Origin of the sequence: Novosphingobium sp. TCA1 (assembly GCF_009811895.1) — a bacterium.
GTDB lineage: Bacteria > Pseudomonadota > Alphaproteobacteria > Sphingomonadales > Sphingomonadaceae > Novosphingobium > Novosphingobium panipatense_A.
Genome location: NZ_BLJH01000011.1, coordinates 116,303 through 138,521, shown reverse-complemented (window position 1 = coordinate 138,521; position 22,219 = coordinate 116,303). Strand labels below are relative to the sequence as shown.

16 protein-coding genes are annotated in these 22,219 nt (G+C 64.7%); 7 read left to right on the top strand and 9 right to left on the bottom strand.

Annotated features, from left to right (window positions below):
- Positions 1 to 257: 257 nt before the first annotated feature.
- The 6 genes from otsB (at position 258) to NTCA1_RS14320 (ending at position 6,781) form a co-directional block, all read left to right on the top strand.
- Entirely contained in the window at positions 258 to 1,091 is an 834-nt protein-coding gene (otsB, locus tag NTCA1_RS14345) for a trehalose-phosphatase (RefSeq protein WP_086491374.1), read from the top strand.
- Positions 1,088 to 2,902, top strand: coding sequence for a glycoside hydrolase family 15 protein (locus NTCA1_RS14340; RefSeq protein ID WP_086491170.1), 1,815 nt, complete (start codon positions 1,088 to 1,090; stop codon positions 2,900 to 2,902). Before otsB ends, NTCA1_RS14340 begins: the two co-directional genes overlap by 4 nt.
- 219 nt (positions 2,903 to 3,121) lie before the next feature.
- The gene (otsA, locus tag NTCA1_RS14335; protein WP_159831009.1) at positions 3,122 to 4,543 is read left to right on the top strand and encodes an alpha,alpha-trehalose-phosphate synthase (UDP-forming); all 1,422 of its coding nucleotides are present in this window, start codon (positions 3,122 to 3,124) and stop codon (positions 4,541 to 4,543) included.
- A 384-nt stretch (positions 4,544 to 4,927) separates the two neighbouring features.
- Positions 4,928 to 5,182 (top strand): hypothetical protein, encoded by a 255-nt coding sequence (locus NTCA1_RS14330; RefSeq protein WP_086492963.1) that lies wholly within the window; start codon positions 4,928 to 4,930, stop codon positions 5,180 to 5,182.
- 193 nt (positions 5,183 to 5,375) lie between these two features.
- A complete protein-coding gene (locus NTCA1_RS14325) occupies positions 5,376 to 6,305 on the top strand; it encodes a retropepsin-like aspartic protease (RefSeq protein ID WP_159831008.1) in 930 nt (309 codons plus the stop codon).
- On the top strand, positions 6,302 to 6,781 hold the full coding sequence (locus NTCA1_RS14320; protein ID WP_159831007.1) for an META domain-containing protein: 480 nt from the start codon (positions 6,302 to 6,304) through the stop codon (positions 6,779 to 6,781). Before NTCA1_RS14325 ends, NTCA1_RS14320 begins: the two co-directional genes overlap by 4 nt.
- A gap of 85 nt (positions 6,782 to 6,866) precedes the next feature.
- Here NTCA1_RS14320 and NTCA1_RS14315 read toward each other — a convergent pair whose 3' ends face one another.
- From NTCA1_RS14315 to NTCA1_RS14290, 6 genes are all read right to left on the bottom strand, one after another.
- Entirely contained in the window at positions 6,867 to 8,234 is a 1,368-nt protein-coding gene (locus tag NTCA1_RS14315) for a UDP-glucose/GDP-mannose dehydrogenase family protein (protein WP_159831006.1), read from the bottom strand.
- Positions 8,235 to 8,521: 287 nt separating this feature from the next.
- Positions 8,522 to 9,682, bottom strand: coding sequence for a hypothetical protein (locus NTCA1_RS14310; RefSeq protein ID WP_159831005.1), 1,161 nt, complete (start codon positions 9,680 to 9,682; stop codon positions 8,522 to 8,524).
- A gap of 6 nt (positions 9,683 to 9,688) precedes the next feature.
- Positions 9,689 to 11,893, bottom strand: coding sequence for a polysaccharide biosynthesis tyrosine autokinase (locus NTCA1_RS14305; protein WP_159831004.1), 2,205 nt, complete (start codon positions 11,891 to 11,893; stop codon positions 9,689 to 9,691).
- 56 nt (positions 11,894 to 11,949) lie between these two features.
- Complete coding sequence (locus tag NTCA1_RS14300; protein WP_159831003.1) at positions 11,950 to 13,356, bottom strand: O-antigen ligase; 1,407 nt, start codon at positions 13,354 to 13,356, stop codon at positions 11,950 to 11,952.
- A gap of 686 nt (positions 13,357 to 14,042) precedes the next feature.
- On the bottom strand, positions 14,043 to 15,230 hold the full coding sequence (locus tag NTCA1_RS14295; RefSeq protein ID WP_159831002.1) for a glycosyltransferase: 1,188 nt from the start codon (positions 15,228 to 15,230) through the stop codon (positions 14,043 to 14,045).
- A gap of 62 nt (positions 15,231 to 15,292) precedes the next feature.
- Positions 15,293 to 16,459: a nucleotide sugar dehydrogenase gene (locus NTCA1_RS14290; protein WP_159831001.1), complete on the bottom strand. Its 1,167-nt coding sequence runs from the start codon at positions 16,457 to 16,459 to the stop codon at positions 15,293 to 15,295.
- A 751-nt stretch (positions 16,460 to 17,210) separates the two neighbouring features.
- Here NTCA1_RS14290 and NTCA1_RS14285 point away from each other — a divergent pair.
- Entirely contained in the window at positions 17,211 to 18,254 is a 1,044-nt protein-coding gene (locus NTCA1_RS14285) for an NAD-dependent epimerase (RefSeq protein ID WP_133083411.1), read from the top strand.
- 105 nt (positions 18,255 to 18,359) lie between these two features.
- Here the strand turns inward: NTCA1_RS14285 and NTCA1_RS14280 are convergent, their stop codons facing one another.
- The 3 genes from NTCA1_RS14280 to NTCA1_RS14270 are packed head-to-tail and all read right to left on the bottom strand — an operon-like array spanning position 18,360 to position 22,213.
- Positions 18,360 to 19,388 (bottom strand): acyltransferase family protein, encoded by a 1,029-nt coding sequence (locus NTCA1_RS14280; RefSeq protein WP_159831000.1) that lies wholly within the window; start codon positions 19,386 to 19,388, stop codon positions 18,360 to 18,362.
- Between the two features lie 18 nt (positions 19,389 to 19,406).
- Complete coding sequence (locus NTCA1_RS14275) at positions 19,407 to 20,777, bottom strand: O-antigen ligase (protein WP_159830999.1); 1,371 nt, start codon at positions 20,775 to 20,777, stop codon at positions 19,407 to 19,409.
- On the bottom strand, positions 20,774 to 22,213 hold the full coding sequence (locus NTCA1_RS14270) for a lipopolysaccharide biosynthesis protein (RefSeq protein WP_159830998.1): 1,440 nt from the start codon (positions 22,211 to 22,213) through the stop codon (positions 20,774 to 20,776). The genes NTCA1_RS14275 and NTCA1_RS14270 overlap by 4 nt, the downstream gene beginning before the upstream one ends.
- Positions 22,214 to 22,219 lie beyond the last annotated feature (6 nt).

The following is a 22,219-nucleotide window of genomic DNA, read 5'->3' as shown; positions in this document are numbered from 1 at the left end:
GGCCCTGCCATCAACCGCGCAGGAAGGAAATCGCGTTCCTGCGCCAATACGATGACAAAATCCGCGAAACGTGCGGAAAATTTCATGGACCGCAACATCTTGCCTCGAATTCGGCGGCAATTTTCCGTGCCGCCCGCCCTGCCGCGCCGGAACCCTCGGCGGGACCGCTCGTTGCATGGCATCATTCGGCCAATCCGGCGCAAGTTTCGCCGCAAGAGGGGTGGCCATCCTCCTTCGAAGGTGCAAGACTGAACGCAATGACCGATCCACGCGAAGCCCAATCGCTGGCGGAACATGGCGCAATTCCGCGCGATCTGCCGTCACCCCCTCCTCTGGCCACTCTCTCGTCCAGTACGGATCCAGTCGCGCTGTTCCTGGATTTCGACGGTACTCTGGTGGAGATCGCGGATGATCCCCATGGCGTCTACGTTCCGGCAAGCCTGCCCGCCCTGATCGCCGATCTGAACGCGCGGCTCGAAGGGCGCTTCGCCGTCGTCACCGGTCGCTCGCTCGAAGCGCTCGAAGCGATGCTCGGCCCCCTGGACGTGGCCGTGGCGGGTTCCCACGGCGGCGAATTCCGTCAGGCGGGAAGCCGCGAGGTCACCCCGCTCGCCCAGCCGCTTCCCGGTGCCGTTACGAAACGCCTCTCTGATTTCGCCAAGGATCATGGCGGCCTGCTGGTCGAACCCAAGCCCTTCAGCATCGCGGTACACTATCGCCGCCACCCCGAAGCGCTTGCGGCACTTGTCGCTTGCGCCGATGAAACCGGCGCGGCTTTCGGGCTGAAGCTCAAGCACGGCAAGCAGGTCATCGAACTGGCCATGCCCGGATCCGACAAGGGCAGCGCGGTGGAGCGCTTCATGCAGGGCCCGCCCTTCGCAGGCGCCTTCCCCCTCTTCATCGGCGACGACGTGACCGACGAGGACGCCTTCGCCGCCGTGACCCGGCTCGGCGGGGCGGGCATACTCGTCGGCCCCATGCGCGAAACGCACGCCCGCTGGCGGCTCGAATCCGTGTCCGCCGTACACGCATGGCTTGCGGCAGACCGCAGCAGCACCCCCAATTCGCACAAGGAGAACAGCCCGGCATGAGCGCGCTCGAACTCTGGCCCATCGGCAATTGCCAGGTCTCCGGCCTGATCGACACCCGCGGCGCCCTCGTCTGGGGCTGTGTGCCGCGCGTCGATGGAGACCCCACCTTCTGCGCCCTGCTGCGCGGCCCGGACGGGCAGGACGGCGGCACCTGGCGCTTCGAACTGGAAAACCAGGTCTCGGTGACCCAGCGCTATTCGCGCAATACCCCGATCCTGGTCACCCGGCTGGAGGATTCGCGCGGCGGCGCGGTGGAAGTGATCGACTTCTGCCCCCGTTTCGAACGGTCCGGCCGTACCTACCGCCCCGTCGCCTATGCGCGCATCGTCCGCCCGGTCAGCGGCTCGCCGCGCATCCGCTCGGTGCTCACGCCGATGAGCGGCTACGGCGCGCAGCTTGCGCCCACCACGCGCGGCTCCAACCACATCCGCTACCTGGTCGAGCGCAATACCCTGCGCCTCACCACCAATGCCCCGGTCGGCTATGTGCTGGACGAGCGGTTCTACCGGCTGGAGACCACGCAGCACTTCTTCCTCGGCCCGGATGAACCCTTCGCGGGCGACATCGAGCACGAGATGGAATCGATGCTCCGCCACACCGGCGACTACTGGCGGCTCTGGGTGCGCGGCCTTGCCACTCCGCTGGACTGGCAGGACGCGGTGATCCGCGCCGCCATCACGCTCAAGCTCTGCCAGCACGAGGAAACCGGCGCGATCGTGGCGGCGCTCACCACCTCGATCCCCGAGGCACCAGGCAGCCAGCGTAACTGGGACTATCGCTACTGCTGGATCCGCGACGCCTATTACACGGTGCAGGCGCTCAACCACCTGGGCGCGCTGGACGTGCTGGAAAAGTACCTCGCCTATCTGCGCAATATCGTGGACGGGGCAGAGGGCGGCGCGATCCAGCCGCTCTATGCCGTCAGCGGCGGGCGCGAGATCATCGAGTGGGAGGCGCCCGACCTTGCCGGCTATCGCGGCATGGGGCCGGTGCGCATCGGCAACGCGGCCTATTATCAGGTCCAGAACGACTGCTACGGCCAGATCGTCCTGCCCTCCATCCAGGCCTTCTCCGACCGCCGCCTGCTGCGGATCGCCACGCGCGAGGATTTCGCCAGCCTGGAGCAGGTGGGCGAAATGGCGTGGAAGACCCACGACCAGCCCGACGCGGGCCTGTGGGAACTGCGCACGCGCACGGCCGTGCATACCTACTCCACCGTCATGAGCTGGGCCGCCTGCGACCGCCTCGCCAACGCCGCCGAGTTCCTCGGCCTCGAAGACCGCGCCGCCATCTGGCGGGAGCGGGCGGAAACCGTGCGCAGGAATATCGACGAGCAGGCCTGGCACCCGGTGGAGAACCCGGAATTCGACGACAGCGGCGCGGGCGGGCACTATGCGGCCAGCTTCGGCGGCTCGCAGCTAGATGCCAGCCTGCTGCAAATGGTCGAGCTGCGCTTCGTCGAGGCCGACGATCCGCGTTTCCGCGCCACGCTCCAGGCCGTGCAGAAGGCCCTGCGCCGGGGCGAGCACATGCTGCGCTACGACAGCGAGGACGATTTCGGCCTGCCCGAAACCGCCTTCAACATCTGCACTTTCTGGCTGATCGAGGCCCTCCACCGCAGCGGCCAGGACGAAGAGGCCCGCCGCCTCTTCGAAGCCATGCTCGATCATCGCACCCAGTCGGGCCTGCTCTCGGAAGACATGGATTTCGAGACCGGCGAGCTGTGGGGGAACTTTCCGCAGACCTATTCGCTAGTAGGTATCATCAATTGTGCCGGGCAGTTGTCCCGGTCTTGGCGGGACTGGCGCTGAGTTCGTCTGAAAATCCGCCCTCAGGGGCGGATTTTGGCGGCACCGGCCCTCTCCCCCACCCGACCTCCCATAGGGTACTATCGTTGGGAGGTCGGGTGGGGGAGAGGGCCGGTGCCGAACCGAAAATGCCCTTCGGGCATTTTCCAGACGGGCTCTCAACCGGTCCCGCAAAGCGTGTCCGTCACTTTTCAGGACAAGACGCGCCACAGGGGATTTGAAATGGGTAGATTGATCGTCGTCTCGAACCGGGTCTCGGTCCCCAAGGCGGCCGGTGCCGCCGGGGCGCAGGGCGGCCTTGCGGTGGCGCTCAATTCCGCGCTTCGCGAGCATGGCGGGATCTGGTTCGGCTGGTCGGGGCAGGAAACCGAGGAATTCACCGGCCACCTCGACATGCAGCGCAACGACGGCATCACCACCGCGACGATCGATCTCGAACCCCAGGATATCGAGGAATATTACAACGGCTATGCCAATCGCACGCTCTGGCCGCTGTTCCACTACCGCATCGACCTGACCGAATACGACCGCAATTTCGGCGAGGGCTACGAGCGGGTCAATGCGCGCTTCGCCACTTCGGTGCTGCCCCTGATCGAGGAGGAAGACCTCGTCTGGGTCCACGACTATCACCTGCTCCCGCTCGGCTCGCAGCTGCGCGAAAAGGGCGTGAAGAACCGGATGGGCCTGTTCCTCCACACCCCCTGGCCGCCGACGCGCCTGCTCGTTTCCCTGCCCTTCCATGAGCGCCTGGTCGCCTCGATGCTGGAATACGACGTGATCGGCTTCCAGAATACCGAGTGGCTGGAGAGCTTCCTGCACTATGTGCAGAAGGAAATGGGCCTCAGGGTCGGCCTCGACAATTCGGTCGAATACCAGGGCCGCAAGATCATTGCCCGCGCCTTTCCGATCGGCATCGACTTCGCGGAATTCACCGAGGCCGCGCAGGGGGCCGAGGCCAAGGAAGCGCACGACCGGCTCAAGTCCAGCGTTCGTGGGCGCAAGATCCTGATCGGGGTCGACCGGCTCGACTATTCCAAGGGGCTGGGCGAACGGTTCGAGGCTTTCGGCCGGTTCCTGGCCGACAATCCCGAGGATGCCGGCAAGGCCGTGCTGCTCCAGATCGCTCCGCCTTCGCGCGGCGATGTCGCCAGCTACCAGCAGATCCGCGAGGACCTGGAGCGCAAGACCGGCCATATCAACGGCGCCCATGCCGACGTGGCCTTCGTGCCGATCCGCTACGTCAACCGGGGCTACCCGCGCGAACAACTCGCCGGGTTCTACCGCGCGGCGGAGATCGGCCTCGTCACGCCGCTGCGCGACGGCATGAACCTCGTGGCCAAGGAATATATCGCCGCACAGGACCCCGAGAATCCCGGCGTGCTGATCCTCTCGCAGTTCGCGGGCGCGGCGCACCAGTTGCCCGATGCCCTGCTGGTCAATCCGCATTCGATCGAACATGTCGCCGAAACCATCCGCAAGGCGCTGGACATGCCGCTGGCCGAACGCCGCCAGCGTCACGCCAAGCTGCTCGCCTCGGTGCGCGACAACGACGTGCAGCGTTGGCGGGAGGACTTTGTGAAAGCACTGCGCGGCGGCCAAGCGCCCCTGCAATCCGGCAGCACGAAGCAGGACGAAGCGGCCTGAGCATATGTTTGAAAAATGCCCAAAAGGGCATTTTCTCGCGGCACCGGCCCGCGCCCCCACCCACCACCCGCAGGATACTACCGTTGGGTGGTGGGTGGGGGCGCGGGCCGGTGCCGCCAAAATCCGCCTACGGCGGATTTTCAAACAAACTCTGAGACGCGCAATTCACGCGTCTCGGGCTAACTCGAAAGGGCCGGCATTCATCATGAAAAGCCCTGTCATTCGCAAAACGTCACTCGCCTGCCACCAATCTGACCTCTAACGTCACTAAGAAGGGAAATGCGGAAGTGATTCCGCAAGGTCACGCGGCAAAGTCGCGGGCCGCAGGATGACCAGACCCGGATCCGGGAAACCGGCGCCGGAAGCACAGGCACGAGAATGATTATGAATACGACTCTCTATGGCGAATGCGTCAACGCCGGTGGTTCGACCACGGTGCGCATCTCCGATCTCGCCAGCCTCGGCTGCGCCGTGGAAACGGACAGCCCAGCCCTCGGCATCGAGGGCGATCTGACGCTGTGGATCGGCGCCGTCGGCCCCTTCGCCGCAACCGCCACGCGCCGGGATTCACGCAGCCTTTCGGTCCGTTTCGCCGAACCGCTGGACAACCAGATCGTCCAGCATTTCGCGCTCGCCTGAGCCGATCCGGCCGGAAATTTCAAACCCCTGAGATGACAATTCCCGTCATTCCCGGCGCTTGAAGCACAACTGACAGGCGAAGTGTGCAACTTCGTCCGGTGCTTCATAATGCCGGGAGTGTCCTATCCTTAAATCCTTGTCCTGCCTCGTTCCGGCCGTCGTCGCCGCAGCCATGCTTCACGGCGCTCCGGCCTTGTCCCAGACGGCACTGGCCAACCCCGGCGCCGTTGTTATCGACAAGGCAGCGACAGCCTCCCAGAACCTGAACGTCCAGGTCAACATCACTTATGTCGGCAAGAACAACGGCTGGGCCATGGTGCCCTTCGAACGCCACATGGGCCTGATCTTCTTCCAGGCAGTGATCAACGGCAAACCGGCCAACGTTGTGCTCGACAACGGTTTCTCGCACAGCGTTCTCAGCGCGGAGTTTGCACGAAGCATCGGCGTGGAAACGGAAGACCTCGCCATGCCGTTCCAGACCGGCACCGCCAATGCGCCGGTCAAGCTGGCCCGGGGAATTACCTTGGAAATTCCGCATCAACTACAGAGCTCCACGGCGATGGGTGTGCTCGATCTCGCGGCTATGGCCGGGCATTTGGGACGCCCCGTTGATGCCGTGCTGGGCGGTGACCTTTTGGGCCTTATGGCTCTCGGCATCTTCAACCAGAATCACAGGCTGGCATTCGTTCCCAGCGGCGCGATCAACCCCAAGGCTGGCGCCCATAGCCGCCAATTCCCCCTCATCAACCGCGATGAAGTGGCGGCGGAACTGAACGGCAAGCCCGTTCGCCTCCAGGTCGATCTTGGCTCCAACCAAGCCGTCACCCTGTCGGACAAGGCCTGGCACCGCATCTTCAAGGACGACAGCAAGGCCCTGCCCAGCGTGACAGTCCGCGCCGAGGGAGCCGAACTCCCCGCACGTTATTTGCCTGACAACCGGCTGGCGTTTTCCGGCTTCCAGGCCGAGGGCGTTCCCGTCGTGACAAGCGGTCCCCTGCCAGGTGACCGGGAGGGGCTGCTCGGTCAGGCCGTCCTTTCGAAGGCCGAGGTGGTTCTCGATATCCCGGCAAAAACCATGACCTTCGTGAGAGTCGAACCGGCCACGCCGCCCGCAGCGCCTTGAAACTTCATGACCGATGGAGCTTAGAAGTGAGAACGATACCGGTCCGCTGCTTGGCAATGGGCATTGTTCTTTTCTGCGCGGCATTGTCGATGCTTGCAGTAGCCAGCGACGGGCGGCGGCCCGGAACGCGGTGGGAAGTCACCCGGCTTGGTGATCGGCAGGCACCGAAGCGTTCCCGATTGCCAGCCGCGACACTGTTCATGGGCCGTGATGGCACGGTGGGCGGATCATGGGATTGCAACAACGGCGGCTCTGCCAATGCCCGCTGGTCCCGCGAGGGCGGTTTTTCGGGATTGGGCGGCCCGATCATCTTCACCGCCATGGGATGTGCGGAACAGGATCGTACCAATTTCGCGGCTTCCTTCTGGCGTTTCATGGCCAGTGCGAATCGCTGGAAGCGATCGGGAAAGGTGCTGGAAATTTACGCTGCGGATGGAACCCATGCTCGCCTGAGACTGATGAGCGAAATCGAATAATGCCAGGCGATGCATCGACCATGATTACGATCCCGGACCCGAGACGGGCTCGGATCTGGGATCGGTCGGTGGCGACGCGGGAATATCAGGCAGGTATGGCGTCGGCCGCGCGCTCTCCGTTCTGCACCTTGTCCTTCGCCGAAGTTCCGCGGCCTACCGAAAGATAGGTGAAACCGGCTTCGCGGACGTGCTCCGGCTTGTAGACATTGCGCAAGTCGACAAGCACGGGGGCCTTGGCGATGGTCTTGATCCGGGTGAGGTCCAGCGCGCGGAAGGCGTCCCATTCGGTCACCAGGACGACCGCGTCGGCACCCTCGATCGCCGCATAGGGATCCTGCTTCATCTCCACTTCGGGCATGAGCGGCCGGGCCTGCTCCATGCCTTCGGGGTCGTAGGCGGCCACGCTCACCCCGGCGTCGGTCAGGGTCTGGGCGATCGCGATCGCGGGCGAATCGCGCATGTCGTCGGTATTGGGCTTGAAGGTCAGGCCCAGCATGGCGACGCGCTTGCCGCGCGCCGTCTCCACGCCGCCGAGTGCGTCCACCACCTTGCGGCCCATGGCGCGCTTGCGGGCGTCGTTGACCTTGACCACGGCCTCGACGATGCGGACCGGGCTGTCGTAGTCCTCCGCCGTCTTGAGCAGGGCCAGCGTGTCCTTGGGGAAGCAGGAGCCGCCATAGCCCGGCCCGGCGTGGAGGAACTTGGAACCGATGCGGTTGTCCAGCCCGATGCCGCGCGCCACGTCCTGCACGTTGCCGCCCACTTTCTCGCAGAGGTCGGCCATCTCGTTGATGAAGGTGATCTTCACCGCGAGGAAGGCGTTGGCGGCATATTTTGTCAGTTCCGAGGAGCGGCGGCTGACGAAGAGGATCGGCGATTCGTTGAGGAACAGCGGACGATAGACTTCGCGCATGACGTCGCGGCCGAAGTCGTCCTCGGCGCCGATGACGATGCGGTCGGGGCGCTTGAAGTCACCGATCGCGGCGCCCTCGCGCAGGAATTCCGGGTTGGAGACCACCGAGACCCGGTGCGCCGGATTGCATGCGCGGATGATGCGCTCCACCTCGTCGCCGGTGCCGACCGGAACCGTCGACTTGGTGACGACCACCGCATCGCCGGACAAGTGCTCGCCCACTTCCTGCGCCACGGCGTAGACATAGGACAAGTCGGCATGGCCGTCGCCGCGCCGCGAGGGGGTGCCGACGGCGATGAAGATCGCCTGCGCCCCGGCAATGCCTTCGGCAAGGTCGGTGGTGAAGGACAGGCGCTTTGCCGCGACATTGGATTCGACCAGTTCGGCAAGGCCCGGCTCATAGATCGGCATCATGCCGTGGAGCAGGCGCTGGATCTTGCCCTCATCCTTGTCGATACAGACGACTTCGTGGCCGAAATCGGCAAAACAGGCACCGGAGACGAGGCCGACGTAGCCCGAACCTACCATCGCAATCTTCATGGCGCTTCCATTTCCTTATGAACCTGGGAGATGAACGTAGGGACGGTATCCTTGTCCCCTGCCCGCTCGGCAAGTCAGCCATTCGGGCAGGTACTTAGCCGAAATCTCTCTCGTTCAGGCCATTGGAGAGCTTTGGGGTTTGTTTGAAAATCCGCCGCAGGCGGATTTAGCGGCACCGGCCCACGCCCCCACCCTACCACCCAAGGTATTATCCTAGCGGGTGGTAGGGTGGGGGCGTGGGCCGGTGCCGCTCTGAAAATGCCCTCAAGGCATTTTCCAATCAAACCTTAGCGCGGCACGATCCTCGGACTGCTGATCTCGCCCTCGCCGCGGCCGGAGAGGAACAGGATTTCCTGGCTCTCGCAGAGGCTGTCGGGGATGAAGAAATCGGTCGCGCCCGCGTTCATCTGCCCGTCGCCCAGACGGCGTCCGCTGCCGTCCCTGGCATAGCAGATGATCTGGAACACGATGGGCCGGAAGCCTGCCTCGGCCCGCGCCGCGCCGTCGAGATAGGCCGCATAGTTGCCGGGCTTGAGCAGGGCATTGCGCTTAGCCACCACGCTGCGCAGCGGTTCGCGGTTGCGGTAGTGCAGCACGGTGCCGCCCTTGCCCTGGGTGAAGGTGCGCTCAAGCCCCGGTTCCTCGGGATATTGCCAGTCGAACGGCCCGATCGGCGCATCGTCGCCCAGATCCTCGCGGAAAGCGAAAGCGGTCGGCTCGGTGAAACGGCCCTTCGCGCAAAGATCGCGCCAGAGGATCGACGCCGCCTCCGCCCGGCCCATGCGGACCAGCGCCAGCGTCCTGGGCGAAAGCGCGCCGCAGTCCACCCGCGCGCCCTTGCTCGCCATCGAGCCCGCCACCTTGCGCAGCGCGTCGGGACCGATCGCCAGGCCGGACCACGGCAGGAAGGCATTGGCCCAGTACTTCTCGCGCCCCACTTGCGCCGCGAAGGCATCCGCGCCCTTGGGACGCGAGAGCAGTTCCGCGGTCATGCCTTTGATACGGTCGTCATTGATGCCGATCCGCCAGAGCGCCACGGTGCGCTGCGCCGCGATGTCCCACTTCTCCGCCTGGAGAGCCAGCATCACCAGCATCTCCTGCGTGAACCGATCGCGCCAGCCCCGGTCGCCCGAGCGGATGATCGCCCGCAGCGCCGCGTCCTTGTTACCCTTCTCCAGCTCGCCATAGGCCAGCAACCCCAGTCCCTCGGCAGGCACCGGGCGGCGGCGCACCATGGCGCGGGCATAGGCCAGACCGGCATCGACGTGCTTGCCGCCATAGGCCGACTGGGCCAGCGGTTGCAGCGAGGACGACAGCAGCGGCGGCGGCACCAGCATCGCGGCGCTGGGATTGCGGCGCCCTTCCCGGTCCAGCTGGACGCCCACGGCGAGGAGTGCGGCCAGAGCCAGGATCGCGAACCACGCCGTGCGGCCGAAGAGCGAGGTCATCCCGCGTCAGTCCTTTTCGCCGTAGCTGTAGTAATTGGCGGTGTAGTAGTCGTAGTCCTCCCCGCCGACTTTCGGCGCGAAGCGGTTGAGCACGACGCCCAGCATGTTCGCCTTGATCAGGGACAGGCGGCGCAGCGCCGACTTCACCGCGCCGCGATGGAAGTTGGAGGCATCCACCATGAACAGCACGCCGTCGGCATGGTTGGCCAGCAGCGCCGCATCGGAAAGACCCAGCAGCGGCGGGGCGTCGATCACCACCACGTCGAACTTGCGGCGCGCTTCCTCCATGAAGTGGTTCAGGCCCTCGCCCGCCAGGATCAGCGCCGGATCGGGCGGCGCGGGCAAGGCCGACATGTAGCTCAGCGTCGGCACTTCGGAGGGCTGGAGCGCGGCGTCGAGCGTCTTTTCGCCGGTCAGCACATCGGTCAGGCCGGTCATCTTGCGGTCGGCCATGAAGTTGTGAAGCGTGGGGCGGCGCAAGTCGGCATCGACCAGCAGCACCCGCTTGCCAAGCACGGCAATGTCGCGGGCGACGGCCCGGGCAGTCGTGGACTTGCCCTCTGACTGGCGCGAACTGGTGACCATCAGCACTTCGGGCAGACCGGTCGCGGTCGAGTAGCGCAAGTTGGTGACGAGCGAACGATAGGCCTCGCTCACCCGCGAGCGGCGATCGTCGAAGTGGCTGGCGACATCGCCGTCCTTCTCCAGCGGGATCAGGCCCAGCAGCGGCATGCCAAGCTTGCGCTCGACATCCTCCGGCGAGCGGATCGCATCGTCGAAGATCTCGCGCAGCAGCACCGCCCCGGCGGCCAGCACCAGGCCCAGCACCAGCGAGGCGACGATATTGACCAAAAGACGCGGCGAATAGGGCTTGGCCGGAACTTCGGCCCGGTCCACCAGCGTCAGGTTGTTGGACGAGGCGCCCGCCGTGGCATTGAGCTGGTTGTAGCGCGAGAGCAGCGTGTCGTAGAGCGTCTTGTTGGTATCGGCGATGCGCTTCAGCACTGCCAGCTGGACGCCGCGATCCTGCTCCTTGAGCGCTTCGCCGCGCAGCGAGTTCACCTGCCCGGTGAAGCTCTTCTCGCGCTCCACCGCCGACTGGTATTCGAGGTAGGCCGACTTCTTGATGGAATCGGCGATGGCGCCGATGCGGTTTTCGTACTCGGCGATCTCGGCCTGCTTCGACTTCACGGTCGTGAAATCGTCCAGGTGGCGCGTGCGCTCTTCCGCAAGGCTGGCCTCGACCTTGGCCTTCTCGGCCAGCAGGCCCGACACGGCCGGGTTGCTGTTGACTTCCGGGATCGCCAGCGGCGCAGCCTTCGCCAGCGTGAGCCAGCGATCCTGCGCCGCGATCCGGTCCGCCGTCGCCTTGGAGGCCGCGTCGTTGAGCTGGACGAGACTATTGTTGGTGACGGAAAGGACCGCTTCCTGATTGCCGTCCTGCCCCTGGCTGGTCACGCGGATCAGCCCTGCGGCGCTGGCGTACTGGTTGAGATCGCGTTCGGACTGGGTGACCTTGGCGCGCGCCTCGTCGAGCTGGTCGGCCAGGAAGCGGCGGGCGTAGGACGAACTGTCGTACTTCTGGTTGAGGTTCCGCTCGATGTAGCGCTCGCCGTAAAGCTGAGCCAGCTTCGCGGAATAGACCGCGCTGCGGCTGCTGACGCTGATGCTGGCGATGCGGCTGTCGGGCGGCAGCGCCACGGTGAGATTGCCGAGCAGTGCGTCGATCGCGGCTTCCTTGCGGATCTGGTCGAGCTTCTTGGTGCCGCCGGACTTGAGCACGTCTTCCTGCGTGGGCATGTCGATACCCATGGCCTCGTAAAAGGCGGGATCGCGCTCCAGCCGGCCGCTTTCCACCACGCTCTCGGTCAGCGAACGGCTCTGGATGATGCCGAGCTGGGTCTGCAGGAAGCGTTCGGCGTCCTGCACATTGTTGACTTTCTGAAGCTCGCTGCCCTCGATGATCTGGTCCGCCTGATCGTCGATCAGCACGCGCACCTGGGCGCTGTAGCGCGGCGCGATCAGCAGGGTCACGATCACGCCGAGCACCAGCGTGGCTGCCACGATCGCGCCGATCAGCGCGATATTGCGGCGGACCATGCCCATGATGGTCTTGAGCAGCGCCGTCAGGTCCGGGCCGGACTCCTCGGGATAGGCCGCGCCCTGGGCACGTCCCTCCAGTTCGACGCGATCGAGAAAAGCTTCGTTCAAGATATATCCCGCCTTGTTATCGTTTCCACGCGAGTAGTGGTTGACCCGAATTTCGTTCATCGTTTCGCAGAATCCGTGCTGGAAGGGGCGGACCGCCGCGACTTGTGCCGGACCTGGGGGCGCCGGGCGTGGCTATCGCCGTTCGCCCTGCTTTCCGCATCCTGGGGACCCGCTGCCAGCAGCAGGCCCAGCATCAGGCCGAAGACGCAGAGCATGGTCTGGCTGCGCAAGGGATAGTCGGTGATCGACTGAAGCGCGACCAGAGCGAAAGTGCCGACGGCTGCCAATCCGATTCCGCCGCGCCGAAGCGTCTGCACGCCGAACCGCGCAAGTACCGCGATCCATCCCGCGACCAGCGCAATGCCGACCACACCGGATTCGAGCGCCGCCTCCAGGAAATCGTCATGCGCGCGCTGGGCGCGGCCATAGTTGAGGTTCTCCAGCGCCTCGTCGACCTGGAAGACATCGTCGAAGGAACCGATGCCGCTGCCGACCGGCATGTAGCGCCCGATGGCGACCATCGTGTCCTTCCAGATCAGCGGGCGCTGCTCGTCCTCCACCGTGTCGAAGCGCGCGAAACTGCGCTGCACGCGGTCGTTCCCGGCCAGCAGGCTCGCCGCGCCGCCCAGCACCAGCACGATCGCGGCGGCGCCGATCACCATGCGGCGGTCCCAGACCGGGCGCCGCCAGCGCAGCCACCGCCACACCGCAAGCGCGGCCGGGATCAGCAGCAGCGCCATGCTCGAACGCGAACGGGTGAGCACCACGCCGACCACCAGCAGCAGGACGGCGGCCATCCCGCCGAGAGTCCAGATCGCACGGGGCCGTTCCAGCGGAAATGCCGCGATCAGCGCCACCAGCGCGACGTTGAGCATGAGGCCGCCGGTATTGCGATTGGCGAAAGTGCCCTGGAGATCGGGCGAGCCGATCGTCTGCGCGTAGAACACCAGATGGCGATTGCCGCTGGCAAGCTGCTGGGCGCCCAGGATGACCACCAGCAACCCGCAGGCGACGACCAGCATGAGCAGGCCTCGGCGCTGCTCGCGCGGCAATTGCCATGACAGCACCAGGATCGCCAGCACCGGCATCAGCGCGAAGAAGGCGATGGCGGTGCGGTTGGGATCGACCGAGAACGGCATCCAGACCTGGCTGCCGCCGACTAGATCGAGCGATTGTACCGCCAGTTCGCGGCCCGGCAGCGCCTGCCAGATCGCCGGGGGCAGCGGCACAAGTTGCAGCAACGGCAGCAGCAGCGAGGCCGCAACCAGCAGAACCACCGCGCGCGGCGCGCTGCGGAAGAAGGTCAAGACGGCAGGACCGTTGAAGGCCAGTACCGCCATGCCCGCGAGCTGGACGACGAGATTGGCAAGACCGGCAGCCGATCCGCCGCCGCCGAACAGGACGGCGACCAGCATGAGCGCCCCGGCCTGCACCACCGGGCTTCGCGCCCGCAATCTCGGCACGGTGATCGTGCGCTTGTCAGCTATCGACCCAGACAGAGCTTCTTCCTTATGACTGCAAATCGGGACAGGATTGCCCCGCCACTTCCGCCGCCCAGTTCTTCCACGATCCGCCGGAAGGAGCGACTTCAGTATTCGGCGACCTCAAGCGTTCAGCATTACCTTCGACTGGTCAGTAACCGGGGCCAGAAACCGGAAGTGCGATTGTCGTGCTATAAAGGAGGATAAGGACCATCATTAGCGCGAGCGCGGGTCGATCCCGAAACGACAGGAGCGCTGGCAACAGCCATTTGCATCGCCGCGAACCTCTGTTTCATGGGTCCTCCTGAAAATTTCGGCCTATTAGGGCCCTTACAGGTATAACGTCTTCCCGGATCATACCGCGCTGCACAATCGAGGGCAAACCTGGATGGCGGAATTTCGCGCAAATCCGCCCCCTCTCGTCGCACTTTCAAGGCTTTCCATCGCAGTACAGACACGCTTCCGAAAGGCCCTGCCCATGCAACCGTTTGCACCATCTGGGCCGGAAGACAGTGGGCTAACCTGCCTCCAAGAGAACTGCCGATTACTGGCCGATATTTCAGGGTGTTAGTGGCGAAACGCCAAGCCGCTCCAAGGCGGCCACGCTCCAGCCGCACCCGAGGGGCGCGGCCGAAGGTGTCAGTATCTGGAGAATCGGATAAGTATAATCAGCTAATGAGGCTGTTCACGCAGTCCGAATACTGCTGGCGGAACCGCTCCTCGCCGAAGCTGGCGGCATTGGCGATGCAGTCCTCGGCGCGGATGTCGCCTTCGCCTTCCACGAACCTGTCGACCGCTTCGACCAGGCTTTCGACGGTCTGCTCCTCGAACCAAACGCCTGTGGCGCCGCTGCTCCCCAGCGGACGCACCGTCTCGGCAGTACCGCCCTTGCCCAGGCAGATCACCGGGGTACCACAAGCCTGGGATTCGACCGGCACGATGCCGAAATCCTCCAGCGCCGCGAAGACCAGCGCCCGCGCCGTCTGGAATTCGGCGATCAACTGCTCGAACGGCACATGGCCCAGCAGTTCGATATTCGGACCGGCGATCTGGCGGACTTTCTTCATGTCCGGCCCGTCGCCGATGACCCGCAGCCGCAAGTCGGGCCGGCGATTGTAGGCCTCGACGATCATTTCCACCCGCTTGTAGGGCACCAGCCGCGACGCGGTGACGAAGTGATCGCCGCGCGCGGCCACGCCGGGCACGAAGTTGCCGGTATTGACCGGCGGATAGATCACCTCCGCCTCGCGCCGGTAGATCTTCCAGATGCGGCGGGCGATGAAGTGCGAGTTGGCCAGGTAATGGTCGACGCTCTGCGCCGTGCGCATGTCCCAGAGGCGGAAGCGGTGCATCATCTCCCGCGCGACCGCCCGCTTGAGACCGCCCAGCTTGCCGCCGACAGTGGCAATATATTCGTGGGTCAGATCCCAGGCATAGCGCGCAGGACTGTGAACGTAACTGACGTGCAACTGCCCCGGCCCGGTAATCACGCCCTTTGCAAGCGCCGCCGACGAGCTGAGCACGACATCGTGCTCGGACAGGTCGAAGGCCTCGATCGCACGGGTCGATTGCAGAAGAAGGAAGCGGTAGTACTGCTCCACCATGGGCAGATCGTTGAGGCCGGACGTGTGGATCCGGTGATCCGCCCCGAAGAACTCCCGCGTGGTCTCTTCCGGCAGGAAGTTGAACAGCGTGTAGATATCGCTTCCCGGCGTACAGTTCGCCATCTGCTGGAGCACCCGCTCCGCCCCCGCGATCAGCGGAATCCAGTCATGGACGAGCGCGACGCGCTCGCCGCGAATGACGGCCGGCGCCCCCGCCAGGGGCTTTTCGGCTACAGGAACACTGTGTTTCATGGCGCAAGTGGTCCTTTACAGTAATTCAGGCGAAGCGATACCGTACTTCACGAAACGAGAACTCAGTCGGAACCGAAAAGATCGCGGGTGAAGACCTTGTCCTTCACGTCTTCCAGCTCCGGCATCATGCGGTTGGTGACGATCACGTCGGCCCGCTGCTTGAACAGGTCCAGGTCGGCCTCCAGCGGCGTGTTGAAGAAGCTGGCATCGGGGTAGCTGGGTTCGTAGAGCACGGTCTCGATACCCTTCGCCTTGATCCGCTTCATGATCCCCTGGATCGAGCTCTGGCGGAAGTTGTCCGAACCGGATTTCATGACCAGGCGGTAGAAGCCGACGACCTTGGGCTTCCGCGCCAGCACCGTGTCGGAGATGAAGTCCTTGCGGGTGCGGTTGGCTTCCACGATGGCGCCGATGATGGTCTGCGGCACTTCGTGGTAATTGGCCAGCAACTGCTTGGTATCCTTCGGAAGGCAATATCCGCCGTAACCGAAGGACGGGTTGTTGTAGTGCGAACCGATGCGCGGATCGAGGCCGATGCCTTCGATGATCTGGCGCGCTTCCAGCCCGCGCGACATGGCGTAGCTGTCCAGCTCGTTGATATAGGCGACGCGCATGGCGAGATAGGTATTCGCAAATAGCTTGATCGCTTCGGCTTCCGAAGGATCGGTGAACAGCACCGGTACATCCTTCTTTATCGCGCCTTCCAGCAGCAGTTCCGCAAAGACCCTGGCCCGCTCCGACTGCTCGCCCACCACGATTCGACTGGGGTGGAGATTGTCGTGCAGCGCCCGGCCCTCGCGCAGGAATTCCGGGCTGAAGATCAGATTGGGCGTACCCATCGCCGCCGAAGTCGCCGCCGTGAAGCCCACCGGGATGGTGGACTTGATGACCATGACCGCATTGGGGGCATGCTCCATGACTTCGCGAATGACCGCCTCGACCAGCGTGGTGTCGAAGCGGTTGGTCACTTCGTCATAGTTGGTCGGCGCGGCGATGATGACGTAATCGGCGCCGCTATAGGCCTCGACCGGATCGAGCGTGGCGCGCAAGTTCAGATCATCGCGCCGCAGGAATTCCTCGCATTCCGTATCGACGATCGGCGACTTTCCGCCATTGATCATGTCGACCTTGGCGGCCACGACATCCTTGGCCACGACTTCGTGGTTCTGCGCCAGCAAGAGCGCGTTCGACAGACCGACATATCCAACGCCAGCAACAGCGATCTTCATTTCTGCTCCTCTGACCGCCCGTGCAGGGCAGGTTCGGCAAGTATGCGCCGGCGGCTTGAACCGGGGCTTCCGAGTGGGGGAATATCGAAAACTTCCAGCGGTTGAAACTGCAAGCGGCGGCCTGCGATGCTCTGCCGGGGATTGCCGGGACGTTCAAGCGGCGGCCAGTCGAGCGGGGCGAATATGGGATAATCGGGTGCAGTAACGCGACGGAATTCATCGACGATCCGAAATGGCGGCGCCAACGCGCCCCTGGACCATGCTGCGACGCACCCGAATGGGCAATCACGAGACTGTCGAACGATGGCATTCATTTCTTCATCCCGACCTCCAGATCAAACCGATTCGGCATAACGTCCACTTCGCCAGCCTATCACAGGGCCGTTCATCTTCCAGTCATCTTGCTGAAAGAAAATAATAGTTTCAGCTGGATTTACCATCTGCACCGGTTCCGGGAGAGCATTTCCCGGAGCGTCAGCGCCCAATCCTGCCTGCCTCGAACCACCCATGCTGCACCGCAAGATCGATTGCGATTTCCAAGCGACGGAAATGCCACTGCCCTGCAATCGAATTTCTAGGAGAGCGCATAGGATCGGCGGGTGGCGGACTTCCGCGCTCTACTGCGGACAACCGCGTGAAAACTGTCGGCCACCCGTTCCCCCGGTCGGATACTTGCCCTTTCGGATGGCTTGCCAAGAGCCCCGACAGGCTTCAGAACATGCGGACATCTCCACAAAATCTGGACTTTAGCATGACTGATGACGTCGTCGGCAAGGCAGCCCCCCGCACGGCTTTGATTACGGGTGCCGCGGGTTTTATTGGGTACTACCTTTGTCGCAGACTGCTGGATGACGGTTTTCGCGTAATCGGTCTGGACAGCCTGAATGATTACTACGAAGTCGCCCTGAAGGAGCGGCGCCTCGCGATGCTCAGCCAGAACGAGCACTTCCGCTTCATCAAGGGCAAGCTGGAAGACCCCGAGCGGCTGATGCAGCTTTTCGCGGACGAGCGCCCCGACATCGTGGTCAACCTCGCCGCGCAAGCGGGCGTGCGCTATTCGATCGACAACCCGCGCGCCTATGTCGAGGCGAACCTGATCGGCGTTTTCGAACTGCTGGAAGCGGCGCGGGCCTATCCGCCGCAGCACATGCTGATGGCGTCTACGTCCTCGGTCTACGGCGCCAATACCGAGATGCCTTATGCGGAGACCCACAAGGTCGATACGCAGATGTCGTTCTATGCGGCCACGAAAAAGGCCAATGAAGCGATGGCGCATTCCTATGCCCATCTTTACGGCCTGCCGATCACGATGTTCCGCTTCTTCACGGTCTACGGTCCCTGGGGCCGCCCGGACATGGCGCTGTTCAAGTTCACCAAGAACATCCTCGCCGGCAAGCCGATAGACGTCTACAACCACGGCGACATGAAGCGCGACTTCACTTATGTGGAGGACCTCGTCCAGGGCATCCGCCTGCTGATCGACAGCGCCCCGGTGCGCCCCGACAGCGCCGAGGACATTGCCGGGCACGACAGCCTCTCGCCCGTGGCGCCGTGGCGCGCGGTGAATATCGGCAATTCGGATTCGGTGCAGTTGATGGACTTCGTCCGCGCCATCGAAGATGCGACCGGCGTGAAGGCAGAGATCAACATGATGCCGATGCAGCCCGGAGACGTGCCCGCAACCTGGGCGGACGCTTCGCTGCTTCAGGACCTTACCGGCTATCGTCCTACGACTTCGGTGAAGGAAGGCGTGGCCAAGTTCGTGGCCTGGTATCGGGATTACTATCAGGTCTGATCGCTCAGATTCGGACGGGAAAAGGGGGCTGCGTCACTGACGTGGCCCCTTTTTTCTTGCTCACACAACAGCACTTCACCCGCTCATCCTGAGCTTGTCGAAGGATCAGGCGCGGCGTCCTGCCGAGGGGCCTTCGACAAGCTCAGGCTGAGCGGGTTCTGGTTCTGACAATGCGGGTTTCGGAGCGATGATTTTGCCCTCTCCGCCGCGCTTTCGCAGCGGTTCGAAGCCCAGTACGCCCGCCATGCCGAGCCGCCGGGATATCTCGAACAAGATCAGCGGCAGGACCACGCCCGCCGCCGTAGAGACCAGCACGACCGTCGCCACGTCCTTCAGGCCGAGCCGCGTCAGCACCACGCGCATTCCGGCGGCGAAGATGATGTGGGTGAGGTAGATCGGCATCGTGCGCTCACCCAGCTTGCGGACCAGGGCCGGTCCGTTCAGGCAAATCCCGAGGAAGCCCACGCAGGCCACGAAGCCGCAGATATAGGCCGGCACGGTCTCGAAAGGCGAGACTGCCAACGCCCAGGCGACGCCTTCCGCCAGAGCGAAAGCGGCGAGACTGGCGGCCAGCGGCAGGCCCTTCTCCAGCCAGCGGGTGCCTGCGAGCAGGCCGACGAAGAAGAACGGCGCGTGCTGAAGGATCTGGCCGGTCAGCCCCTGCGGCTGCGCGATCGCGACAAGGGCCACGCTGCCGGCCGCGATCAGCGCCGCCGCGCCCCGCCCACGCAGAACCATCGCCGCCGCCTGGAACAGGAACAGTGCCAGCAGGAACCAGAACACGCTCTTGGGCGGAAACGGATAGGCCAGAACTTCGAAGGGCGAGATCCGCCCCTTGTTGCCCGCCCCGGTCACGAGGTGGACGCAGCCCTCCACCCAGGCCCAGAGGCACATCGGCCAGAGCAGGTTGAGAGCACTGCGCGACAGGCCGCCCCGCAAGCTCTGCGGCGCCTTGAACAGCATGCCGGATATCAGGAAGAACACCGGCATGTGGAAGAGATAGACCGCGCGGTCTATCGTCTCGAACAGGCGCGATTCCACCAGCCCCTGCCCGTCCAGCCCGCGCCAGACGTGGCCGAACACGACGAACACGATCGCGGCGCCGCGCGCGGCGTCCAGGCCCTTAATCCTCATGGTTTCCTCGGTAAGTCATCACAGCGTTCGCGGCTGCCAGGACCCTCGGGGACCTGGCTTCGGCAGCATGCGGATCGGCTTGCGCCCCGTATTCCGCACATTGTTCGCCAGCGCCGGATAAGCGCCGAGCGAGGCGGCAAGGCCGATCAGCACCAGCGGCGCGGCGCCCTGGCAATTGATCGTGGCGGAAAGGATCGCGATCACGAAGCCGATGTGGCGGTCTGGCCGGGGCACGCGCACCAGCCTGCGGATCAGTTCCACGCCCATCAGCACGCCGAACAGGCCGAACTGGTAGAGGATGTAGAGGAACAGGTTGTCCACCGCGCTGAACGGAGAGACATAGACCCCGGTGTAGAAGGCCGCGGGGCCGACCGAACCGAACCCGTGGCCGAGCAGGGCGGTGGCGGGGCCGCCGTCCATGATCATGTCCCAGACGCCCGGCCAAGTGACGTGAAGGCGCACGACCGTACTGCTCATGCCCACCGATATCTCGCCCACGCCGTCTATCGCCAGCAGCCAGAGCCCGGCCAGCGCAGGCAGGAAGAAGCAGATCGAGAGCAGTGCGCCCAGCGTCTTGCGACCCGGGCCGAGGTTCTGGAACCAGTGCCAGGGCCAGAAGTCCACGATCATCGCCACGGCCAGCGCGATGAGGTTGGTGCGCGACGTCGTGGTGTTCAGCGCCCAGAGCGTCGCAACGTAGATCAGCAGGCGGACATGCCAGGCACGGGCCTGCCGCAGCACGATCAGCGCCAGCAGCAGCAGGACGCTGGCCGAGGCGCTGCTGGCGGCGCCGAGCCCGGCGATACGCTCCTGCCCGTGGATCCACCATTCGCGGCCCGCCTCGCGCTCGACCCCGAACTGCGAGACGGAATAGCCGGTCCAGGGCATGGTCATGCGGGTATCGGCGGCCACCCCGGCAATGCCGAGCGCCAGCAGCACCAGGCAGACCGTGCGCCACCACTTCGCGTTGATGTAGCCCGGCGGGAGCATGAGCACGGCGATGATCGGGCAGAGCAGCTTGAAGCCGGAGAACACTGCCACCGGGTTGTGATAGACGACAATGCCGACCGCCATCTGCACGCCGGTCGCGGCGAAGAGCCAGATCAGCGGCGTCGGCAGGCGCAGGGTCACTGCGGCCAGCAGCAGCCGCATCAGCACTACCGCGATCACCGCAAGGTCGGGCACGAACCAGAGCGGCCCCAGCCCGAAGCGGTCGAAATAATAGCGCGCCGCCCCGCCGAAGACTTCGCGCGCCACGATCAGCAGCACGGCGGCCCCGGTCAGCGTCGTCAGGAGCGTAGCGAAGCTGCGCTTGCCAGGATCGCGCGGGCTGGGCTGCGGTGAGGTGGGCCGAGGCGACAGAGGTCTATGTCGGGTATCGGCTTTCACGCCGGGCTCCAGCTCTGGCTGTTGCGCATGATCCAGCCCCGTCCGCGCCAGATGACGAGGCAATAAACCAGCCCCGCCGCCGCCAGCAGGCCGAGGCAGGCGACCGGCTCGCTGAAGCCCCTGAGCGGCACCAGCGCCGCGCCGAGCACCAGCGAGAGCACGACCACGAACAGCGAAGAACGCGTCAGCAGCGGCGTGCGGACATGGCGGCTCACCACCAGATAGAACAGCGCGAAGCTGCCGATCTGCGAAATGGCGATACCGATCGCCATACCGGTAAGGCCCGCCAGTTTCACGCCGACGATCCCGCTCGGCACCAGCAGCGCCAGATTGACGGCGGGCGAGATGATCAGCAGCTTGGTCTTCTTGACCAGTTGCAGCGCTACCGAGAGGTGGAACGTCGTCAGCGCCTTCAGGATCGCCGCGATCGCCACGTAGGGCAGCAGCATGGCCACGGTGTCGCGGAACGAAGGCCCGACGAAAAGCCGCGCCACGCCCGGAGAAAGCGCCGCCAGGATCGCCGCCGCCGGGGCGCCGATCATCAGGTAGACGATGAAGTTCTCGGCCAGGATCTTCTCGCCGGCCTCGCGCCCGTCCTTCTCGAAAGCGCGAACGATGGCGGGATAGGCGGAAAGGTTGACCGCCAGCATCAGGAAGATGACGGTCTTCTGCATGAGGTCCACCGAGACCGAATATTGCCCGACCGCCGCCTGACCGAGCGTGGAAGAGACGATGTAGCGGTCCGCCACGGCGCTGGCATAGCCCAGACCCGAGCTGACGATCAGCGGCGCACCGTAGCGCATGATTTCCTGGAGATCGGCGCGGCGGGCGCGGAAGGGCCGCAGGCCGCGCCAGGCGGCGTCGGTCAGATTGCCCAGCACCGCGCAGCCGATCTGCGCGCCGAGAATGCCAAGGGCCACGCCCAGCGCGCCCATGTCGAAGACCCACACGAGCACCGCGCCCGCCGCCAGCGAGAGCGAGGAACGCAGCGTCATCATCGCGAAGAAGCGCCAGCTCAGCAGGCGCAGGCGCGCGGTGACCGTGCTGATCGCGAAGAGCATTTCCGAGAACAGCCATAGCCACATGGCGGGCCACCAGTCCGGCGCCACGCCCAGGAAATGGATCTGGAACGCGCGCAGCGACAGCGCCACCGGCAGCAGCAGCAGGATCAGCCCGAGGCAGACCATGGAAAGCGCATTGGCGATCTCGGGATTGAGCTGGTGCTCGGCGGCGGGATCGTAGAGCAGGCGCGAGGCGGTGAGGCGCAGCCACTCGAAGATCGCGGCATTGAGGAACAGCACCGTCGCCGAGACGAGCGCGTAAGTGCCGAACTCGGCCGGGCTGAGCAGGTGTGTCCAGACGATCAGCGAGAGGAAGTTGAGCCCGCTGGAAATGCCGAGCGCCGCCGTGGTGATCGCGCCCTTGGAAAGTTTCATGCTGCC